This window comes from Brevundimonas sp. T2-11 (genome assembly GCF_055397675.1).
Window position 1 is genome coordinate 595,421 of sequence record NZ_AP027920.1, and the last position, 19,485, is coordinate 614,905.

The following is a 19,485-nucleotide window of genomic DNA, read 5'->3' on the forward strand; positions in this document are numbered from 1 at the left end:
TCTCAACTCAGGCTTTCAGTCTGTCCAGCACCAGGCGATAGCCTTGGTGCGGCATGTCCTTCAGGGAACGCGCGACGCGCACCACGGTGGTCGGGCTGGCCGAGGCCTCCACAGCGATCTCGCGATAGGTCTTGTCCCCCCCGTCCAGCAGCCGCGCCACCTGCCAGCGCTCGCCAAAGGCGCGCAGTTCGGCGGGGGTGCACAGGTCGGACAGAAAGGCGTCGGCCTCCGCCCGCGTCTGCAGCGAAAGCAGGGCGTCCAGCAGGGCGGTCTTGGCGGCGTCGGTGCTCATGGCGCGTTCCATTATGCTGTAACAATGGAACGGTCAAGCGCGACTCCCTCTTTCCTCCCCACGCGAGTGGGGAGGGGGACCGCGAAGCGGTGGAGGGGCTGCTACCGCCCCGTCACGCGCTGAAGGATCAGGGTCAAAACCCCGTCGAGATGATCGCGCACATCGGTCGAGCGCACCCGCAATACCTCGACGCCACGCGAGGTCAGCCACAGCGTCCGTCGCTCGTCATGCGCGATCTGCTCCGGATCATCATGACCCGCGCCATCGACCTCGACCGCCAGACGCGCGGCATGACAGTAGAAGTCGAGGATGTAGGGGCCGACCGGATGCTGACGTCTGAACTTCAGGCCCTCCAGTCCGCCGCCCTTGATCTGCGTCCACAGCCTGGCTTCCGGAGGCGTCAGGGCGCGGCGCATCCCGGCGGCGCGGCGATAGGTTTCAGCGGTCGGCGGCATGGCCCCTCCACCACTTCGTGGTCCCCATCCCCACAAGTGGGGAGGAGAGAGTAGCCGCTACGCTCGATCCGTCCTATCTCCCCACCCATGACCAAGGTTCTGATTATCGGCGCGGGACACGCGGGGGGCTCGGCGGCGGCGTTGCTGAGACAATATGGCTTCGAGGACGAGATCGTCCTGGCGGGCGAGGAGGCGGCGGCGCCCTATCAGCGGCCGCCCCTGTCCAAGGCCTGGCTGAAGGGGGAGGCGGGTCTGGAGGACCTGCTGCTGCGCCCCGAGAGTTTCTATGTCGAACAGAAGATCGACCTGCGCACCGGCGTCACGGCGACCGCCATCGACGCAGCGGCCAAGGTCGTGACCTTCGCCGATGGGGCGGTCGAGTCCTACGACGTGCTGATCCTGGCCACCGGCTCGACCGCGCGTCGTCTGGCCATTCCCGGCGCCGACCGGCCCGATCTGCTGGAGTTGCGCACCCTGGAGCACGCCGAGCGGCTGAAGGCCGTGCTGGCCCCCGGCAAGCGGCTGGCTGTGGTCGGCGGCGGTTATGTCGGGCTGGAGGCGGCGGCTTCGGCCCGCGCCCTCGGCGCCGAAGCCGTCGTCATCGAGCGCATGGACCGGGTGCTGGCCCGCGTGGCGTCCGAGCCTCTGTCAGCCTTCTTCACCGACCTGCACCGGCGCCACGGCGTCGAGATCCTGACCGGGGCCGAGGTCTCGGGCTTCGAGGACGACGGCGTGCGTCTGGCGGACGGGACACTGATCACGGCCGACGCCATCCTGGTCGGCGTCGGCGCCCTGGCGCGCGAGGCCTTGGCGCGAACGGCGGGCCTGGCCTGCGAGAACGGCGTCGTCGTGGACGAAACCGCCCGCACCAGCGACCCTTCCATCTACGCCATCGGCGACGTGACCCACCGCCCCATCCCGGTTCACGGCGGACGGATGCACCGTCTGGAAAGCGTGCCCAACGCCCTGGAACAGGCCAAGCAGGCCGCCGCCGCCCTCGTCGGCCGCGCGGCGCCCGCACCCGAGGTGCCCTGGTTCTGGTCTGACCAGTACGACGTCAAGCTGCAGATCGCCGGCCTGCCTTTCGACGCGGACCGACAGGTGGTGCGCGGCGATCCGGCCAGCGGCGCCTTTTCCGTCTTCCACCTGAACGGCGACCGCATCCTCTGCGTCGAGGCGGTCAACGCCCCGGCCGACTTCATGGGCGGACGCCTGCTGATCGGCAAGGCGACGCCGGTGGACGCAGACCTCCTGGCCGACCCGGCAACCTCGATCAAGGCGGTGGCGAAACCGGCCTGAGGGCGCGGTCGTGACGCCAGTGTGACATCTCTGCCGCAACTGCGATTTAGTCGCAGGAGTCAGATTGTCGCACCCTCAAAAGGTGATATTGCGAGCCGGTCTCAAAATTAACCGACTGGCTCCCCCATGTCCGACGCTCGTTCCACCGCCCTCAAGGCGCTCCTGTTCGCTTCCAGCGCCGCCGGCATGCTCTGCGCCGCGCCCGCCATGGCCGCTGATGAAGCCCCGATCGCCACGGCGGACATCACCCAGGACGCCACCACCCTGAGCGCCGTCGACGTGCACGGCCAGCGCATCAAGCGCGAGCCCAAGGACCCGACCTTCGTCGCCCCCCTGGTCGACACGCCGCGCTCGGTCACGGTCATCCCGCAACAGATCATCGAACAGACCGCCGCCACCTCGCTGCAGGACATCCTGCGCACCTCGCCGGGCATCACCTTCGGCGCCGGCGAAGGCGGCCAGCCTCTGGCCGACCGTCCCTTCATCCGCGGTCAGGCCTCGGGCAACAACATCTTCGTCGACGGCATCCGCGACACCGGCGGCCAGCAGCGCGAAGTCTTCAACCTGGAACAGGTCGAGGTCATCAAGGGGCCGGACTCGGTCTATTCGGGGCGCGGCTCGGGCGGCGGCAGCATCAACCTGGGTTCCAAGGCCCCGCGCCTGCAGAACTTCGTCAACGGCTCGGTCGGCGCCGGCACTGACAACTATGTGCGCGGCACGGTGGACGCCAACTGGCAGGTCAGCTCGACCGCAGCCATGCGCCTGAATCTCATGGTCGGACAGGGCGACGTCGCCGGTCGCGACTCGGTCGATTTCGACAAGTGGGGCGTGGGCGCGGCCATCGCCGCCGGCCTCGGCACGCCGACGACCTTGACCGCCAGCTACTACCACCTCGACAGCGATCAGATGCCCGACTACGGCATCCCGCTCTACACCAAGCTGGGCGGGGCCACGGCGCCGCGCCCCGACGCTTCGGGCATCCTCGACGTGCCCTATGACAGCTTCTACGGCCTCAAGGCGCGCGACTATCTGAACAATACGGTCGACACCCTGACCCTGGATATCGAGCACCGCTTCAGCGACACGCTCGCCCTGCGCAACGTCACCCGCTATTCGCAGACGGTGAACGACTACATCGTCACCAACCCCGGCGACGGCGGCGCGGCCCAGAACATCGGCGGCGTCTGGTGGATGAAGCGTGGTCTGAAGTCGCGCTGGAACCCCACCGAAACCCTGGCCAATGTCACCGACCTGCACGGGTCCTTCCTGACCGGCTCCATCAAGCACAATTTTGACATCGGTCTGGAGCTGTCGCGCGAGAAGAACCGCAACGCTTCCTATGTGGTGACGACCCTGACCGGCACGGCCTGCCCGGCGCCGCTGACGGGTCTGGATTGCACCCAGGTCTACAACCCGAACCCGAACGACCCCTGGACCGGCACGGTCACGCGCGGCAACGTCAACCGCAACACCACCGACACCATCGGGGTCTACGCCTTCGACTCGATGGTGTTCGGCGAGAAGTGGATCCTGAACCTCGGCCTGCGCTGGGACGACTACTCGGTCGAAGGCGCGGACTGGGTGAACGTGGGCACGCCCGCCGTTCCGACCCTGACGCCCCGCAGCGGCGACTGGGACTTCGTCAACTATCAGATCGGCCTGGTCTACAAGCCGACGTCGAACAGCAGCATCTACGCCTCCTACGCCACCTCCTCGACCCCGCCGACCATCTCGGCTGGCGACCAGAACAACGGCAGCGGCCTGGGCTCGGGCAATCTGGCCACGGAACTTCTGGATCCGGAAGAGACGCAGAGCTTCGAAATCGGCGCCAAGGCCAACCTGTTCGGTGACCGCCTGGCGGTCAGCGGCGCCCTGTTCAAGACGGTTCGCGAGAACGCCCTGATCCAGATTTCGTCCGGCTTCTACGAACAGGCCGGCGAGGCCGAGGTCCAAGGTCTGGAACTCGGCGTCTCGGGCAATGTCACCAGCAAGTGGCAGGTCTTCGGCGGCTACACCTGGATGGACTCGGAACTGGTCAAGGGCGCCTACAACAACGCCAACGTCGGCGATCCCCTGGCCAATACGCCGGAGCACACGGCCAGCCTGTTCACCACCTATCGCGTCATGCCCAAGCTGAGCCTGGGCGGCGGCGTCTACTATGTCGGCAAGTCGTTCGGCGGCAACCAGGGCGGCGCCGGCGGCGGCGGCAACCGCATCTACGCTCCGGAGTACACGCGACTGGACCTGTTCGCCTCCTACGACATCAGCGACCGGGCCTCGCTGCAGCTGAACGTCCAGAATGCGGGCGATGAGGAATACATCATCCGCACTAACGGCGTGCACCACGCCGACGTGGCCCCGGCCCGTTCGGCCATCCTGACGCTGAACGTCCGCTACTAAGCGACCGCGTTTCGCGCCATCATGTCGGCCCCGTCGTTCACCTGAGCGGCGGGGCCGATGCGTTTCCCACGGTGAGAGAGCCATGCTGCTGCACATCCCCGACGTCTTCACCAAGGCCGAGGTCGCCGCCCTGCGCCGGACCCTGGACGCCGGGCCCTGGGCCGACGGCAACATGACCTCGGGCCATCAGTCGGCGACCGCCAAGAAGAACCAGCAACTGCCCGAGGACAGCGCGGCGGCGAAGGAGGTCTCGGCCCTGATCGTCCAGGCTCTGAACGCCAACCCCATGTTCGTTTCGGCCGCCCTGCCGCACACGATCTTTCCGCCCCTGTTCAATCGTTACGAGGGCGGCGGCGAGTTCGGCGTCCACGTCGATAACGCCATCCGCCAGCGCGGGGATGTGCGTATCCGCAGCGACCTCTCGGCCACCCTCTTCCTGTCCGAGCCCGAGGACTATGACGGCGGCGAACTGATCATCGAGGAGCTTTACGGCGCCCAGTCGGTCAAGCTGCCGGCCGGCGACCTGGTCCTCTATCCGTCCAAGAGCCTGCACCGGGTCACGCCCGTCACCCGCGGCGCCCGCGTCTCCAGCTTCATGTGGCTGCAGAGCCTGGTCCGCGACGACGCCGACCGCGAAAGCCTGTTCCGCCTCGACGTGGCCACCCAGCGGGTCAACCTGGACAAGGGGCCGAAGGATCAGGCCGTCATCGAGCTGACCGGCCTCTATCACAACCTGCTGCGACGCTGGTCGGAGGTGTAGCCGCTGCTTTCCTCCCCACTTTGTGGGGAGGGGGACCGCGTAGCGGTGGAGGGGCTGCTTGGCCCCACCGCGCCCCTCCGTCTCGCCGCCTTCGGCGTCGATCCACCTCCCCATTTCATGGGGAGGAGAAAGCTCAGTAAACGTCCCGCCGATACCGCCCGCTTTCGGTCAGCCAGGTCAGCCGCTCCTCGCCCAGCGCCGCCTCCAGGGCCGCGTGAACGCCCTTGGACATGCCCTCCAGACTGCCGCAGACATAGACATAGGCCCCGCGATCGACCCAGTCGGCCATGGGCCGGGCGTGTTCCGCCACCAGCGACTGGACGTACCGGTTCTCGCCGCCGTCGCGCGAGAAGGCGCGGTCCAGCCGGGTCAGGGCGCCCGACGCCAGCCAGGCCTGCAGATCGGCGTCATAGAGGGCGTCGTGCGCCCGCGTCCGCTCGCCGAACAGCAGCCAGGCGCCGCCGGTCGTCTCATGCTGCGCCCGGGCCTTCAGATGCCCCCGCAGGCCCGCGATGCCCGTGCCGTTGCCGATCAGGATGATGGGGGCTTCCGGCGGCGGGGCGTGGAAGCTGCGGTTGGCGCGCACCCGCATGGCCACTTCGTCGCCGATCTTGGCGTCCTGCGTGAGCCAGCCCGAGGCCAGGCCCGGCGTCGCGTCCGGGCGGGTCATCAAGCGGATGCAGAACTCGACCCGCCCGTCCGAGGGCAACGAGGCGACCGAATACTCACGGCTGGCCGGCTGCTCGTCGTCGCGGACGGGCAGGCCGATCTCGGCGATGTCGCCGGCCGCCCAGTCGGGCGCGTGGTCGATGGGCTCGAAGGCCAGATGCCAGGCCTCGCCGCCGGGGCTGCCCGCGTTCAGCAGGGTCCGCTCGACCAGACGCCAGCGGTCATAGGCGGGCGGGGTCCAGTCGGGGACGGCGGTCGAGCCCGTTATCTGGTTCAGCTGGTGCTGCCAGTGGCGGATGGCGCCCGCGTCGCCATTGTCCACCTCGACCCGGTCGAACAGGGTCTGGGCGCCGCAGCCGTCCAGCCAGTCGCCGACCGCGTGGCCGAAGCCGCAATAGGCGTCATAGGACCGGTCGCCCAGGGCCAGCAGGCCATAGGACAGGTGCGACAGGTCGGCCTCGGCCTTCATCGCCTGCCGCACGAAGCGGGCGGCGCCGTCAGGCGCATCGCCCTCGCCGGTGGTGGAGGCGATCACCAGCAGGCGACGCGCCCCCTTCAAGGTCTCCAGATCCAGATCGGCGAACGACAAGGGCCGCGCGCCCACGCCGCCGTCGCCCAGCGCCCGGGCCGTCATCCAGGCCAGTTCCTCGCCAAACCCGGTCTGGCTGGCGAAGGCGATCAGCACGGCGTCCTCGCCCGCCGCCTCGGCCAGGGCGCGGGCCTGCTCGGCGGCCTTCCTGGCGGCGGCGCGCATGCGCCACACGGTCAGGCCGATCAGGGCCAGCCACAGGATCAGAGCGACGCCGGCCCACAGCCAGCGGGACAGGTCGGCGGTCACGGTCAGGCTTCTTCTTCGTCCATCATGGCGGCGAAGGCGGGCGTCATGCGTTCGACCAGGCCGCGCGGGGTGCGCTCGACAAAGCAGGCCGCGATCTGCATGGCCTCGGCCAACTCCGGCCCGTCATAGGGGCCCAGCACGGTCAGGGCCGTGGCCCATGCGTCGGCGCGCATGGCCGAGGCGTCGAACACCGTCACCTGCGCCAGGCCGTTGTCCACCGGTCGTCCGGTCGAGCCGTCGATCGTGTGCGGATAGAGGCGCTCTTCATGCACGAAGGCGCGGCGCCAGTCGCCGGACGTCGCCACCGCCACGTCGAACAGGGCCGCGACCGTATGCGGCGCGGGCGACCCCGGCACGGCCTCGATCTCGACCCACCAGGGCTGGGCGTCCGGCTTGACCCCGCGCCCCAGAAGCTCGCCGCCGACCTCGACCAGATGCGAGGTCGCGCCCATCTCGGTCAGGCGCGCGGACACCCGGTCCACCGCGTGACCCTTGGCGATGCCGGAAAAGTCCAGCTTCATCCCACCGGCTTGCACCGCCGCCTGGGCGTCGCGGTTCAGCCGCAGCTTCTGCCAGCCGGACACGGCCAGCGCCGCCCCGACCTCTTCGGCGGAGGGCAGGGGATTGAGCGGATCGCGCGGTCCCGGCGGGCCGAAGCCCCACAGATCGACCAGCGCCCCCAGCGTCGGATCGACCGCGCCGTTGACGTCGTCGGCCAGATCCAGCGAAGCGTTCAGCAGGCTCCAGAAGTCGTCCGACAGCTTCCACGTCCCGGCCAGCGCGGTGTTGAAGCGGCTGATCTCGCTGCCGGGCGTCCACGGACTGAACAGGGCGATGATGCGCGCCAGCTCCTCCTCGATCGCCGACTGAAACGCGTCCTGTGTCACGCCCATCGGCGGGACCAGACGCACCGACCAGGTGGTGCCCATGCTTTCCCCCGTCAGAGACCAGATCAGGTCGCTGGGCGGCCGCTCGGGCGCCTGGGCGCTCGGCGGGATCAGGACGCGCGTGTCCTGACGGCCTTCAACCGCCGCTCCGATCTGGAGCGGCGGCGGGGCCGAACTGGATTTCTTGACGGTCAGGGCAGGACTTCCAGCGCGCCGTTCCACGAGGCGTTGGAGCCGGGCTGGCCGTTGACGCCCGCCGTGCGCACCGAGGCGCCCAGCCAGTAGAGACCGGCCTCAGGCCAGGTCACGCTAAAGGCGCCGTCCGCGCCCGTCTTGACCGTGATCTCTTCGGGATTGTTGCGATAGCGGGTGCCGCCGCGCGCGATGGTCACCTCGACATCGGCGGCGGGTTGGCCGTCCTTCAGCAGCTTGAAGGTCGCGGCTTCGCCGACGGCCAGATCGTTCGGGTGGGTGACCGGGGCCAGTTCCAGACCCTTGCCGATGACGGCCAGATCGGTCGGCTCGCCCAGGGTCACGAAGGTCTCGGTGCGGCTGTCGGTGCGCGTGGCCTGAACCTCGGTGGCGTCAGTCGGGATGGCGGTGGCGAAGTCGGCCTCGGCGCCGCGCCAGCGCTTCTGCTCGCCGCCCTGCTTGTAGCTGGCCATGAAGCCCGAACCGACATTGGCGATGCGATAGGTGCCCGGCTGCGACAGGTGCAGGTCGAAGCTGGAGCGGTACTTGGCCTGATTGACGTTCTCGGCCTGGGCGGTCGAACCGTCCGGGGCCGTGATGGTCAGACCGGCCAGGCGCATGGCGGCGTGGTCGGGGATGAAGACCCCGTTCGACATGCCGGCGTCGAAACCGACCCAGGCGTCGTTGCCCGACAGCACGGTCGAGGTCGGGGCCAGCCAGGCGCGGTGCGCCTGGGCCGAGAGCGGGGCGGCCAGAACGGCGGCCAGCGACAGGAAGGCGAGGGTCTTTTTCATGATCTCAGATCCTTAGCGGGTCACGGCGACGCGAACGGCGCCCAGTTCGGTGGCGCCGGTTCCGGCGGCGGTGTTGGCGGCGCCCCAGCGGAAGGGCACGCGAACGACCTCGCGGCCGCCCAGTTCACGGGCCGCCTCGACGACGATGTTGTACTGGCCGGCGGGCAGGTTGCGCAGGCGGGCGCCGGGCACGGTCACCGAATGACGGCCGGGGGCCTTGGTCGGGCCGGACACGCCGTCGGCGGGCATGGCCATGGCGCGGCCGCCCTTGCGCCACCAGGTGCGCAGGTCCTTCAGCCAGTCCTTGCCGTCGCCCTCGTTGTTGCGGGTCTGCTGGTACCAGACGGCCAGGGTCTGGGCCGTGGTCTGGTCCGGCTTCTCGATCCACACGGCCACATAGGGGCGGTGATAGGAGGCGCTGGAAATGCGCGGCAGCTCGACGTTCACCGTCAGATCGGCGGCGACGGCGGGTGCGGCTGCGGCGGTCAGGCCGGCGGCGGTCAGGACGAGGGGAAGCTTGCGCATGAGGGGGAGCTCGCCAGTGAAAGGGTCAGTGGATGAAGAGAAGGGCGATAACGACAGGAACCAGCAGACCCAGGGCCACGATGGGCCAGGTCGAGGGACGGCCGCGGGCGTGCAGCCACAGCAGGGCCAGACCGGTGACGGAGAAGATCACGCAGGCTGCGGCGAAGACGTCGATGAACCAGTACCAGACCTTTCCGGCGTTCCGACCTTTGTGCAGGTCATTCAGGTAGGCGATCGCGCCGCGCGTGGTCTTCTCGTGCACGGCCTCCCCGGTTGAACGGTCGATGGTCAGCCATCCGTCGCCGCCGGGCGTGGCCAGGGCGACATAGATCTCGTCCGCCGTGGTCTCGGTCGGCTTGCCGTCCACCTGCACCTTGAAGGCCTCCGCCGCCCAGCGCGCGACGGGGGCGGGAACAGGGTCGGTGGTGTCCTCGGGGAAGTCCGCCAGACGCACCAGCAGGGGGGCGGGCAGGGTCGCCGTCGCCTCCTTGGTCACCGGCTCGGCCGGGATCTGGGCGGCGTGGTTCAGGGTGATGCCGGTGATCGCAAACAGGATCATGCCGACCAGGCTGACCGCCGCCGAGATCCAGTGCCAGCTGTGCAATTGCTTCAGCCAGAACGATCGCCTGGCGTTCAGCGCCGCCTTGGGTTTCGCGGGGGTCTTGGCGGGATTTGCAGCGGCTTCGGTCACAAGATGGCTCTGCCACACTGTGCGAACGATTAGCAATGCCATTCACCGACCGGAATGTCGCGGTTCGGCGGAAACAGAAGCCCCTAGGCCGCCACCGCCACCGCATGCCGCGACAGGGCCAGCCGGATGGCGTTCAGCAAGGCGTCGGGCTGGATCGGCTTCTGCGCCACCCCGTCCATGCCCGCCGCCAGATACTCGGCCTCGTCGCGCGGGTCGGCGTTGGCGGTCAGGGCCAGGATGGGCACAGCCGAGGCCGCGCCGGGCAGGGCGCGAATGGCCCGCGTCGCCGCCACCCCGTCCATCACCGGCATCTTCACGTCCATCAGGATCAGGTCGAAGGGCGCGATGGCCGCCCGCTCCACCGCCTGCCGCCCGTCCTCGGCGGTCTCATGGGTGCAGCCGAACAGCTCCAGCACCTTGCCGGCGACGAAGCGGTTGGCGGCGTTGTCGTCCACCACCAGGACATGCAGGGTCTCGTGCGCCGTCGGGGCGGCGGCGCGGTCCTCATGGCTGCGCGCGTCGGCCTCGGCCAGCGGCAGGTGCAGGTCGAAGCGGAAGCGCGCCCCGCCGGCGGGCGAGCGCTCCAAGGCCAGCGTCCCCTCCATCCGCTCGACGATCTGGCGGCATATGGCCAGGCCCAGGCCCGCGCCCGCGCCCTGACGCCCCGCCTCGCCGGTGTTGAAGGGCTCGAAGATGGCGGTCGCCGCCTCCTCGCTGACGCCGGGGCCGCTGTCATCCACCACGGCGTCCAGCCGCACCCGCCCGTCGTCCAGCCGCGTCGTCAGGCTGACCTCGACCGCGCCGGCTTGCGTGAACTTCAGCGCATTGCCGATCAGGTTGTTCAACAGCTGCTTCAGCCGCATCTCGTCGCCGACGACCCAGCGTGCGGCGGCCGTGTCCGTCGTCACCGTCAGGCGCAGAGCCTTCTCCTCCGCGCGCGGCCGCCAAAGGGCCGACAGGTCGGCGGCGACGGCGTCGAGATCCAGCGGCGCCGGCTCCAGCGTCAGGATGCCCGCCTCGGCGCGCGACATGTCCAGGGCGTCGGTCAGCAGCCGCAGCAGGCTGTTCCCCGAATCCAGAATGGTGCGGACATAGGGGCGCAGCGAGCCTTGAGTCAGTTCGCGCTCCATCAGGGCGGCCACCCCCAGCACCCCGTTCAGCGGCGTGCGGATCTCGTGGCTCATCACCGCCAGAAACTCGGACTTGGCCCGGCTGGAGGCGCGGGCCTCGGCCTCGGCGCGGACCAGGTTCTGGGCCAGCTGGCTCATGGCCTCGGCCCGGCGCTTGTGGATGGCCACCCCGGCCTGCAGGACGTGCAGCCCCGCCCCCACTCCGACATAGCGGCCGCGCGACACGACGATGAAGCCCTTCAGCAGGGCCCCCAGCCCCGCCGCGTCCATGTTCTGGAACAGGACGTCGGCCGAGGCGTCGGCCTCGACCAGCAGCGGCTTGGGCTCCATCAGGGCCGAGACCGGGCGGCGGGCATAGAGGGCGCGACCGAACTCGGCGGCCATCTTCAGGGTGAAGGCGTTGCGCTCGATCAGGCCTATGGGGCGACCGTCCTCGTCCACCACGGCGATGACCAGGGTGTCGGGCTCGGCCTGAAACCGGTCGAAGGCCTCGGCGCCGAACGCCTCGGGCGCCATGGGCGGCGCCGTCTCGACGAAGTCTCCGATCCTGGCCATCCTGACGCCCCTTCCGCGTTTTGCGTGAGCGCAGTTAGGCGGGCGGCGCTTAACAGCCGATTTTCCGAAAGTGAATGTTTTACAAGAGCAATTTGACGATTGCTCCGGGCGCGGAGCTTAAAGTCGGGCCAGCAGCTCCGCCGCGAAGCTGGACAGGCTGTCGTCGCGCGCCCCCATGACCACCACCCGGTCGCCGGGCCGGGCCATCTCCACGATCCGGTCGCCGCAGTCGGCGCGAGTCGCCAGCGCCTCGGCCCGACGCCCCTCGGCGCGCACGCCTGCGGCGATGTCCTCGCTGGCCACGCTGCGATCGGTGGTGCCGCCGTAATAGACCGGCTCGGGCATCAGCAGGACGTCGTGCTCGCGCATCAGGCCGGCGAAGCCCTCGATGAACTCCCGCTTCATCAGCTTCAGCGGGCCGAAGCCGTGCGGCTGGAACAGGATCAGCAGCCGCCCGTCGAAGGCGTGCAGGGTCTTCAGGGTGGCGGCGATCTTGTCGGGGTTGTGGGCGAAGTCGTCGATGACGGTGACGCTGTTTCGCGTGCCCACCACCTCGAGGCGCCGCCGGATGCCGGCGAAGCTCTCCAGCGCCGCGACGGCCTGATCGACCGGCACGCCCAGCGCCTTGACCGCGCCCAGCGCCGCCAGGGCGTTGGCGACATTGTGCGCGCCGGGGACGTTCAGCACGACCGGACGCGGGGCCTCGCCGCGCACCCGCAGCTCGAAGCTCATGCCGGTCGGCAGGGGCTTGAGGTCATGCGCCGACAGGTCGGCCTCCTCCTCGCCCAGCGCGAAGGTGATGGCCTTGCCGGGTTCGAGCGTCTGCGCCAGCGCCGCCGTCTCGGGGTTGTCGAGGTTCAGCACCGCCGTGGTCGCCCGGCCGACGAAGCCGCCGAACAGGTCGCGCAACTCCTCCATCGACTTGTGGTCCAGCGAGATGTTGGAGACGACCGCCACGGTGGCGTCATAGCGGGCGATGGAGCCGTCGCTCTCGTCCACCTCGGCCACGAACAGGTCCGGACCGCCGATCAGGGCGCTGGCGAAGGGATGATCCGCGTCGGCGAAATTCTTCATCACCGCGCCGTTGACCACGGTGGGCTTGCGTCCCGCCTGATCCAGAATCCAGGCGATCATGCCGGTGATGGTCGACTTGCCGCTGGTCCCGGCCACGCCGATCGAGGTCGGGGCGGCGTTGAACAGTTCGCTCAGCAGTTGGGGCCGGATCTTGATGGTCGCGCCGACACGTCTGGCCGCCCCGATGTCCGGCACCGTGTCCTCGACGGCGCCGGTGGCGACGACGATCTGATCGGGGCTGGTCACGCCCGATCCGTCCTGCGGCGACAGGGTGACGCCGTGGGCGCGCAGCCAGTCGAACTTGTCCGGCGTCCGGCCCTGATCCAGCGCCCGGTCCGAGCCCGCGATGCGGTTGCCCTGCGCCTGAACGATCATGGCCAGGGGCAGCATGCCGGACCCGCCGACGCCGCAGAAGAAATAGTCTTTGTTCATCGGCTTGATTTTGACGCGCGAAACCGGGGAATGTCCGGCGGCCTGACTAGCACGGGCGACGCCGGAGGCCAGCCCCATCCCTACGTCCACTCCCTTCAAGATCGGCGTCGTCAACGCCAGCTCGCGCCTCGACCCCGCCCGCGGCGAGGCCATTCAGGCGTGGATGGATCAGGCCTGGCCCGGCGGCGAGGTCCAGCTGGTCTTTCATCCGATGGCGTTCGAGAAACACGGCCACTTCGGCGGCGACGACGCCGTCCGCGCCGCCGCCTTCGTCGAGTTCGCCAATGATCCGCGTCTCGGCGCCGTCTGGTTCGCGCGCGGCGGTTACGGCGCGTGCCGCATCGCCGAGGCGGTCCTGCCGCAACTGACCGATGTGGCGAGGAAGAAGCGCTACCTCGGCTATTCGGATGCCGGCAGCCTGCTGGCCCTGCTCTACAAGGCGGGCTTCCCTCATGTCGCCCACGGCCCGATGGCCTCGGACGGGGCGCGGCATGACGCGACGGGCCGCCGCGCGGTGGACTGGCTGGTCGGCGGCGATCGCGCCTCTCTGGAGCCGTCCCTGCTGGACGACCCGCGTCCGGCCGTCGCCTTCAATCTGACCATCCTCAATGAACTGGTCGGCACGGCGCTGGAACCGGACCTGACCGGCCACGTCGTCATGCTGGAAGAGGTGTCAGAGGCCCTCTATCGCGTCGACCGGATGATGTTCCACCTGACGGGTCAGGCCTCGATCCGACGGGCGGCGGGCATCCGCCTGGGCCGGGTCTCGGACGTCACGCCCAATGATCCGGACTTCGGCCTGACGGCGGAGGAGATAGTCCGCTACTGGTGCGAGCGTTCCGGCATCCCCTACCTCGGGACCGCCGACATCGGCCACGACGCGGACAACAAGGTGGTGCCCTTCGGGGCTAACCGCTGACGTCGCAATCCTCCCCTGCGCAGCGGGGGAGGATCGAGCGCGGTTCTAGCCCTTGAAGGTCAAACCCTCGGGTCGGGCCTCGAAGCCCGACAGCCGGCCCAGGTAGCTCATGCCCAGCAGGGAGGCGGGCATGTCGCCATCGACGACCAGGGCCTCGACCGAAGTCAGTCGCACCCCCGCCACCGCCAGCGACGGCAGGACCACGGGCGCGGCCTTCACGGGACCGGAGGCGGTGTTGAGCGTCCGCGTGAAGTCATGGGCGTCCACGCTGAGGCCGGCCTTTTCCGCGTCGGCGCGGGTCAGGGTCACGACGCTGGCGCCGGTGTCGACCAGCATCCGCATGGGACGCCCGTCGATGACCGCCTCGGCCCAGTAGTGACCGTCCGCCGAACGCACGACCGAGGGCGCGGCGATGGCGGCCTGGGCTTCACCTGCGCCGTCCATCCAGCGCAGGGCGCCCGCGCAGGCCAGGGAGGTGGCCAGGGCGGCGGCGAAGACGACAGCAGAGCGCGGGTCGATGCGGATCATGACGTCACTGTGCCGCAAGGGTCTTGGCAGGCGATGAAGCGATACGGCGAACGAAAGGTTGACGGTCGAACGGCGTTAGCCGCCGCTTCGATCCTCCCCTGCGTAGCGGGGGAGGGGGACCATGCGCAGCATGGTGGAGGGGGCGAGGTCAGACGCGGCCGTTCTGAGATCAGTCGCCAGTGCGGCGTGAAATTGGCTGGAAGTCCGGCGCATATCCGCCCCCTCCACCGCCTGCGGCGGTCCCCCTCCCCCGTGAACGGGGGAGGATCAAATGTCTCGCTATCCGCCCAGCAGCACAGGATCGATCAGCCCCCGCCGCCCGTCCAGTTCGCCCATGATCTTCGCCCGCTCCTCCTCGCTCATCCGGCTCCAGGTCGCGATTTCGGGCAGGGTGCGGAAACAGCCCAGGCACAGTCCCGAGGCCCCGTCCACGGTGCAGACCATGACGCAGGGCGTGGCGATCGCACGCGGCGGCCGGGCGGGAGAGGGGGCGGCGGGCTGGTTCATGATTTTATGACGTTCAAACTACAACAAGTCCGACTCCGGACCAAAATCTTGACTTTTTAACCAGGCGGAGCTATCTAAGCCTCTGACGCGAAACGACTGACAGGGTGAGAGTCCCAATAAGCACGACGCGTCTTCTTTCATCGTTCAGCGAAAGGAGACGCCAAAAATGAACGACAAGGAGCGCAACCTCCAGCACGCCATGATGTCCTTCGCCCTCTGGGGCGGGATGCTGGTCAACACGAAGCAGATGAACAACGCGAACAACCGCGTGGTCAGTCATCCCTCGAACTTCGTGCCCATAACGATCAAACGGCCGCGCGCGTAGTCGCGAGGGTATTTGGTCCAACCGCAACCCCGGTCAGAACGACCGGGGTTTTTCAATTCCGCTTGCCTTCGCCCGCCGCCCCGCTGAAACCGGCTCCATCTTTCGGAAGGAGCATCGCCATGGGTCTGATCGTCGAGGAGCGCAAAGGCGCGGTCATGGTCTGGACCCTGACCCGGCCCGACCGGCTGAACGCCCTGCCGGATCTGGAAGACGGCGAGGCCTTCGCCAGCGCCTGCGAGGCGGTCAACGCCGATCCCTCGATCCGCTGCGTGGTCATGACCGGGGCGGGCCGCGCCTTTTCGGCGGGCGGCGATCTGAAGGCCATGAAGGCCCGCGCCGACCTGTTCGAGGGCTCGGGCGCCGCCATCCGCGAACGCTATCGCCGCGTGGTCCACCGCATCGTCCGCTCGCTCTACGGGCTGGAGGTTCCGCTGATCGCCGCCGTCAACGGCCCGGCCATGGGCCTGGGCTGCGACATCGCCGGCCTGGGCGACATCCGCATCGCCTCGGACCGCGCCAGCTTCGGCGTGCCCTTCATGAAGCTGGGCATCATTCCCGGCGACGGCGGATCCTGGCTGCTGCCGCGCAACGTCGGCTATGTCCGCGCCGCCGAGATGCTGTTCACCGCCCGCGCCATCGACGCCGAGACGGCCGACCAGTGGGGCCTGGTCAACCGGGTGGTCCCGCACGAGACCCTGATGGACGAGGCCATGAGCACGGCCAGCCAGATCGCCGCCCAGCCGCCCCAGGCCCTGCGCATGGCCAAGAGCCTGCTGCGCCAGGGCCGCGACATGAATTTCGATCAGATGCTGGAACTGTCCGCCGCCATGCAGGCCCTGGCCCACCTGACCGAGGACCACATCGAGGGCGTGACGGCGGTGCTGGAAAAGCGGACGGGGGAATTCACGGGCGACTGACCATCATGAAGCCCTTCCCCTCGAGGGGGGAGGGTTGGGTGGGGGTGGAGGCAGGCCGGGTCCTATTGATCACGGGAGGCGCGGACCGCCTCATGCGATCAACAAAAAAGGGGCCTCTCGCGAGGCCCCTTTTCCATTTCAGTCGTCGGCCTTAACGACGGGCCGGGGTCTGCATCGAGCGGTTGGCGGGCACGCCCGTGACGTTGGTGTCGCGCTTGGCGCCGGCCGTCTGGCCCGGCTTCATGAACTTGACCAAGACGCGCTGGCCGATCAGCAGCGGGGCGTCGTTGACGGCCACGACCACCTCGACCACGCGCTCGTCGGTGCGTTGCGAGGGATCGTCCGAGGCCAGCTTGCGGGCGCCGAAGACAGCGGCGCGGCGCAGGACCTTGCCGACATAGACCTTGCTGGGGTCGCCTTCGGGGGTGATCTCGACGGCCTGGTCGGCGGTGACGTTGGGGATGTCGGCCTCGACGATTTCGGCGCGGGCGATGCGCGGGGCGTCGGGCTCCAGGTCGAACATGTTGGACACGTTCAGGGTCGAGGCGCCGGCGCCCGGGTTGGCGTAGCGGCGCACGATGCGGCCGTCGGCGGGCGAGCGGATGACGGTCAGTTCGACGTCATAGGCGGCCTGGTCGCGGCGGGCGCGGGCGGTCTGGACCGCCGACTGGGCCGAGCCGAGACGGGCCTGGGCCTGGGCGATGGCGTCGCGGGCCTGATCCAGACGCTGGGCGGCGACGAAGTTGGTCGAGACCAGCTTCTGCAGACGGTCGTACTCGCGCTGGGCGGTGGCGATGTCGACATTGATCAGACGCAGCTGGCTTTCGGCCTCCGACAGGTTGGCGGCGGCGGTCTGCAGGGCCAGGCGCGGCTCGTCGTCTTCTTGACGGGCCAGGATCTGGCCGGCGACGACGCGGTCGCCTTCCTGCACCAGGACCTCACGCACCACGCCGCCGCGACGGGCCGCGATCTGGATGATGCCGCCCTCGATGTCGACCTTGCCGTTGGCGATGGCCGCATAGGGGCTCTCGACCTTCTTCTCGGCGGCCGCCGCGGCCTCGGCCTTCTTCGCCGCATTGGCCTTCTGGACCATGCTGAAGCCGACGAGGGCCACGATCAGGGCGACGAGGCCGATCCAGAGCCATTTGTTTTTCAGGAAAGCGGGCATGTGAGGCGTCCTTGAGGATCGGTGTCAGTGCGAGGCCAGAACGGCGTCGGGATTGGGGGTGCGGCGCTGATCGTCGATGATCACGCCGTCTTCGATGTGGATGACCCGGTCGGCCCAGGCTTCCAGGCGCGGGTCGTGGGTCACGCAGATGACCGCCGCGCCGTGCTCGGTGGCGGCCCGGCGCAGCAGGCGAATGACCACCTGGCCGTTCTCGCCGTCCAGGGCCGAGGTCGGTTCGTCGGCGAACAGGATCTGCGGGTCCTTGGCCAGGGCGCGGGCGATGGCGACGCGCTGCTTCTCGCCGCCGGACAGGGCCGCCGGGCGCTGGTGCAGACGATGGCCCAGACCCACCTCCTCCAGCGCCAGGGTGGCGCGCTTCTTCGCCTGGTCCGGCGTCAGGCCCTGGAATTTCAGCACCGTCGTCACCTGTTGCAGGGCGCTGAGCGACGGGAACAGGTTGAAGCCCTGGAAGATGAAGCCACAGTGATCCAGGCGGAACTTGTCGATCCGTCCCGACGACAGCTTCCACATGTCGTCCACGTCCAGGGCGTCGACCCGGCCCTCTTCGGGACGCAGCAGGCCGGACAGGGCGGCGATCAGGGTCGACTTGCCCGAACCGGACGGACCCATGACCATGGTCAGGTCGCCGTGGCGGGCGTCGAAATTCACGCCCTTCAAGACCTCGACATAGTTCTTGCCGGACTTGAAGCGCTTGACCAGGCCCTGGGCCTCGATGGCGAACTCGCCATGCTTGCCGTGAACTTTCGTATGCATGTTCATCGCAGCAGATCCGCAGGTTGGCTCTTCTTCAGGATGCCCATCGACAGCAGGCCGGACACCATGGCGATGAGGATCAGGCCGCCGCCGACCACGATCAGCAGGGGCAGGGGCAGGGCGATGATGACCGCCTTGGACATGGCGAACAGCGACAGCAGCCAGGTCAGGCCGATGGCGGCGGCGACGCCGACCACCCCGACCCAGAAGCTCAGCTCCATGACGATGCGCCGCAGGCTCCCCATGCCGACGCCCAGGGCGCGCAGCGAGGCGAACTCCTTGATATTGGCCATGATGGCGCCGCGCAGGGTCTGCCAGGTGATGGCCACGCCGATGATGATGCCCAGCACCACGCAGCCGCCGATGATGATGACCAGGATGCCTTCCTCGAACATGGCGCCGGCGTTGGCGTCGGCCAGTTCCTGACGGGTCCAGGCCTTCCACTGGCCGTTGCCCATCTTGTTCAGCTCGGCGACGACGGCGGGGGCCTGGGCCGGGTCCTTGATCTTGATCATCAGCGGGCCGACGCGCGGGCCGGTGTCGGCCTGACCCAGCATCCGCAGGGTGTCGCGCGACATGACCACGCCGGGCTGCATCATGTTGGGATAGCCGCGCGTCACGCCGACGACGGTGACGGTCTGGCCGTTGTACAGGGCCTTGTCGCCCAGCTTGACGCCCAGGGTGTTCAGGGCCGTCTCGTCGACGGCGACCGTGTAGGGCTGACGCAGGGCGTCGACCAGTTCCTGGGAATAGTCGGTCGGGATGGTGACCGAGCCCGGCGTGGTGTCGATGATGCTGGACTGGACGAATTTCTGACGGGGCGCGCCCTGCTTGGCGTTGTCGGCCTGGCTGCGGGTCGGATCGACCTCCTTGACCGACTGGAAGGTGCCGCCGGCGCCGTCCAGGGGCTGGACCTCAACCACGGCGGGGTGGTTGTAGGCCAGCGGAATGAAGCGGCGCGGCACGCCCGACGGGCCGTTGATCAGGCTCTTGGCCCCCGGCTGCAAGATCATGATGTCCGCGTTCGAGCGCTCGATCTGGGCCGTGAAGCCCTTGCCGATGCCGATGAAGACCCCGGTCATCGCCAGCACGAGCAGACCCGAAAGGGCCAGCGCCATGACGGCGGCCATATAACGTCGCCACTCAAAGAGCAGCGTGGATAGCGCGAGCGACATGACGCGTATTCATTCCCCTGACTTGCAGCGTTATCTGACCGCGCGCCGGTCCGGGGCCAAGTTAAATCGGGGTAAGGCTGCGGCTTCCCCCCGGCGTCTTGCGGCACTAAGGGGGCTTGAGGCCCGTCCATCGACGGCGCTAGTTACAAAATAACAGACGTGAGGCGCCGTGCCTTGCG

General features: G+C 68.8%; 20 protein-coding genes. 6 read left to right on the forward strand and 14 right to left on the reverse strand.

Going from position 1 to position 19,485, the window contains the following annotated elements; translation table 11 throughout:
• Positions 1-7: 7 nt before the first annotated feature.
• Positions 8-304 carry a YerC/YecD family TrpR-related protein gene (locus ACZ5XO_RS02905; protein ID WP_409449637.1) on the reverse strand — a complete coding sequence of 99 codons (297 nt, stop codon included), beginning with the start codon at positions 302-304 and terminating at the stop codon, positions 8-10.
• Positions 305-393: 89 nt separating this feature from the next.
• A complete protein-coding gene (locus ACZ5XO_RS02910; RefSeq protein ID WP_464163829.1) occupies positions 394-747 on the reverse strand; it encodes an endonuclease domain-containing protein in 354 nt (117 codons plus the stop codon).
• An 87-nt stretch (positions 748-834) separates the two neighbouring features.
• On the opposite strand from ACZ5XO_RS02910, the gene ACZ5XO_RS02915 reads away from it, so the two are divergent.
• The 3 genes from ACZ5XO_RS02915 to ACZ5XO_RS02925 all read left to right on the forward strand — a co-directional run bounded on the left by ACZ5XO_RS02915 (position 835) and on the right by ACZ5XO_RS02925 (position 5,206).
• Entirely contained in the window at positions 835-2,046 is a 1,212-nt protein-coding gene (locus ACZ5XO_RS02915; RefSeq protein WP_464163830.1) for an NAD(P)/FAD-dependent oxidoreductase, read from the forward strand.
• Between the two features lie 126 nt (positions 2,047-2,172).
• A complete protein-coding gene (locus tag ACZ5XO_RS02920; protein WP_464163831.1) occupies positions 2,173-4,446 on the forward strand; it encodes a TonB-dependent receptor in 2,274 nt (757 codons plus the stop codon).
• Positions 4,447-4,528: 82 nt separating this feature from the next.
• The gene (locus tag ACZ5XO_RS02925; RefSeq protein WP_312144056.1) at positions 4,529-5,206 is read left to right on the forward strand and encodes a Fe2+-dependent dioxygenase; all 678 of its coding nucleotides are present in this window, start codon (positions 4,529-4,531) and stop codon (positions 5,204-5,206) included.
• Between the two features lie 133 nt (positions 5,207-5,339).
• Here the strand turns inward: ACZ5XO_RS02925 and ACZ5XO_RS02930 are convergent, their stop codons facing one another.
• The 7 genes from ACZ5XO_RS02930 to ACZ5XO_RS02960 form a co-directional block, all read right to left on the reverse strand.
• Positions 5,340-6,713, reverse strand: coding sequence for a sulfite reductase subunit alpha (locus ACZ5XO_RS02930; protein ID WP_464163832.1), 1,374 nt, complete (start codon positions 6,711-6,713; stop codon positions 5,340-5,342).
• Positions 6,714-6,715: 2 nt separating this feature from the next.
• Positions 6,716-7,822: an FAD:protein FMN transferase gene (locus ACZ5XO_RS02935; RefSeq protein WP_464163833.1), complete on the reverse strand. Its 1,107-nt coding sequence runs from the start codon at positions 7,820-7,822 to the stop codon at positions 6,716-6,718.
• The gene (locus ACZ5XO_RS02940; RefSeq protein WP_464163834.1) at positions 7,792-8,586 is read right to left on the reverse strand and encodes a DUF4198 domain-containing protein; all 795 of its coding nucleotides are present in this window, start codon (positions 8,584-8,586) and stop codon (positions 7,792-7,794) included. The genes ACZ5XO_RS02935 and ACZ5XO_RS02940 overlap by 31 nt, the downstream gene beginning before the upstream one ends.
• Before the next feature lie 12 nt (positions 8,587-8,598).
• On the reverse strand, positions 8,599-9,111 hold the full coding sequence (locus ACZ5XO_RS02945; protein WP_464163835.1) for a DUF2271 domain-containing protein: 513 nt from the start codon (positions 9,109-9,111) through the stop codon (positions 8,599-8,601).
• A gap of 25 nt (positions 9,112-9,136) precedes the next feature.
• Complete coding sequence (locus ACZ5XO_RS02950) at positions 9,137-9,802, reverse strand: PepSY-associated TM helix domain-containing protein (RefSeq protein ID WP_464163836.1); 666 nt, start codon at positions 9,800-9,802, stop codon at positions 9,137-9,139.
• Positions 9,803-9,885: 83 nt separating this feature from the next.
• Positions 9,886-11,487 (reverse strand): ATP-binding protein, encoded by a 1,602-nt coding sequence (locus ACZ5XO_RS02955; protein WP_464163837.1) that lies wholly within the window; start codon positions 11,485-11,487, stop codon positions 9,886-9,888.
• Between the two features lie 117 nt (positions 11,488-11,604).
• A complete protein-coding gene (locus ACZ5XO_RS02960; protein ID WP_464163838.1) occupies positions 11,605-12,993 on the reverse strand; it encodes a UDP-N-acetylmuramate--L-alanine ligase in 1,389 nt (462 codons plus the stop codon).
• A 151-nt stretch (positions 12,994-13,144) separates the two neighbouring features.
• On the opposite strand from ACZ5XO_RS02960, the gene ACZ5XO_RS02965 reads away from it, so the two are divergent.
• Complete coding sequence (locus tag ACZ5XO_RS02965) at positions 13,145-13,912, forward strand: LD-carboxypeptidase (protein ID WP_464164850.1); 768 nt, start codon at positions 13,145-13,147, stop codon at positions 13,910-13,912.
• 45 nt (positions 13,913-13,957) lie between these two features.
• On the opposite strand, the gene ACZ5XO_RS02970 is transcribed toward ACZ5XO_RS02965, so the two are convergent.
• Both ACZ5XO_RS02970 and ACZ5XO_RS02975 read right to left on the reverse strand, forming a co-directional pair.
• Positions 13,958-14,440: a retropepsin-like aspartic protease family protein gene (locus ACZ5XO_RS02970; RefSeq protein ID WP_464163839.1), complete on the reverse strand. Its 483-nt coding sequence runs from the start codon at positions 14,438-14,440 to the stop codon at positions 13,958-13,960.
• Positions 14,441-14,719: 279 nt separating this feature from the next.
• Entirely contained in the window at positions 14,720-14,947 is a 228-nt protein-coding gene (locus tag ACZ5XO_RS02975; RefSeq protein WP_464163840.1) for a DUF1289 domain-containing protein, read from the reverse strand.
• A 166-nt stretch (positions 14,948-15,113) separates the two neighbouring features.
• Here ACZ5XO_RS02975 and ACZ5XO_RS02980 point away from each other — a divergent pair, with 166 nt between their 5' ends.
• Positions 15,114-15,272 carry a hypothetical protein gene (locus ACZ5XO_RS02980; RefSeq protein WP_292083720.1) on the forward strand — a complete coding sequence of 53 codons (159 nt, stop codon included), beginning with the start codon at positions 15,114-15,116 and terminating at the stop codon, positions 15,270-15,272.
• A gap of 119 nt (positions 15,273-15,391) precedes the next feature.
• Positions 15,392-16,189, forward strand: coding sequence for a crotonase/enoyl-CoA hydratase family protein (locus ACZ5XO_RS02985; RefSeq protein ID WP_464163841.1), 798 nt, complete (start codon positions 15,392-15,394; stop codon positions 16,187-16,189).
• A 151-nt stretch (positions 16,190-16,340) separates the two neighbouring features.
• On the opposite strand, the gene ACZ5XO_RS02990 is transcribed toward ACZ5XO_RS02985, so the two are convergent.
• The 3 genes from ACZ5XO_RS02990 to ACZ5XO_RS03000 are packed head-to-tail and all read right to left on the reverse strand — an operon-like array spanning position 16,341 to position 19,306.
• Positions 16,341-17,357, reverse strand: a complete 1,017-nt coding sequence (locus ACZ5XO_RS02990; protein WP_464163842.1) for an HlyD family secretion protein — start codon at positions 17,355-17,357, stop codon at positions 16,341-16,343.
• Positions 17,358-17,381: 24 nt separating this feature from the next.
• Positions 17,382-18,137, reverse strand: a complete 756-nt coding sequence (locus ACZ5XO_RS02995) for an ABC transporter ATP-binding protein (RefSeq protein ID WP_464163843.1) — start codon at positions 18,135-18,137, stop codon at positions 17,382-17,384.
• Positions 18,134-19,306: an ABC transporter permease gene (locus ACZ5XO_RS03000; protein WP_464163844.1), complete on the reverse strand. Its 1,173-nt coding sequence runs from the start codon at positions 19,304-19,306 to the stop codon at positions 18,134-18,136. The genes ACZ5XO_RS02995 and ACZ5XO_RS03000 overlap by 4 nt, the downstream gene beginning before the upstream one ends.
• Positions 19,307-19,485: the final 179 nt, after the last annotated feature.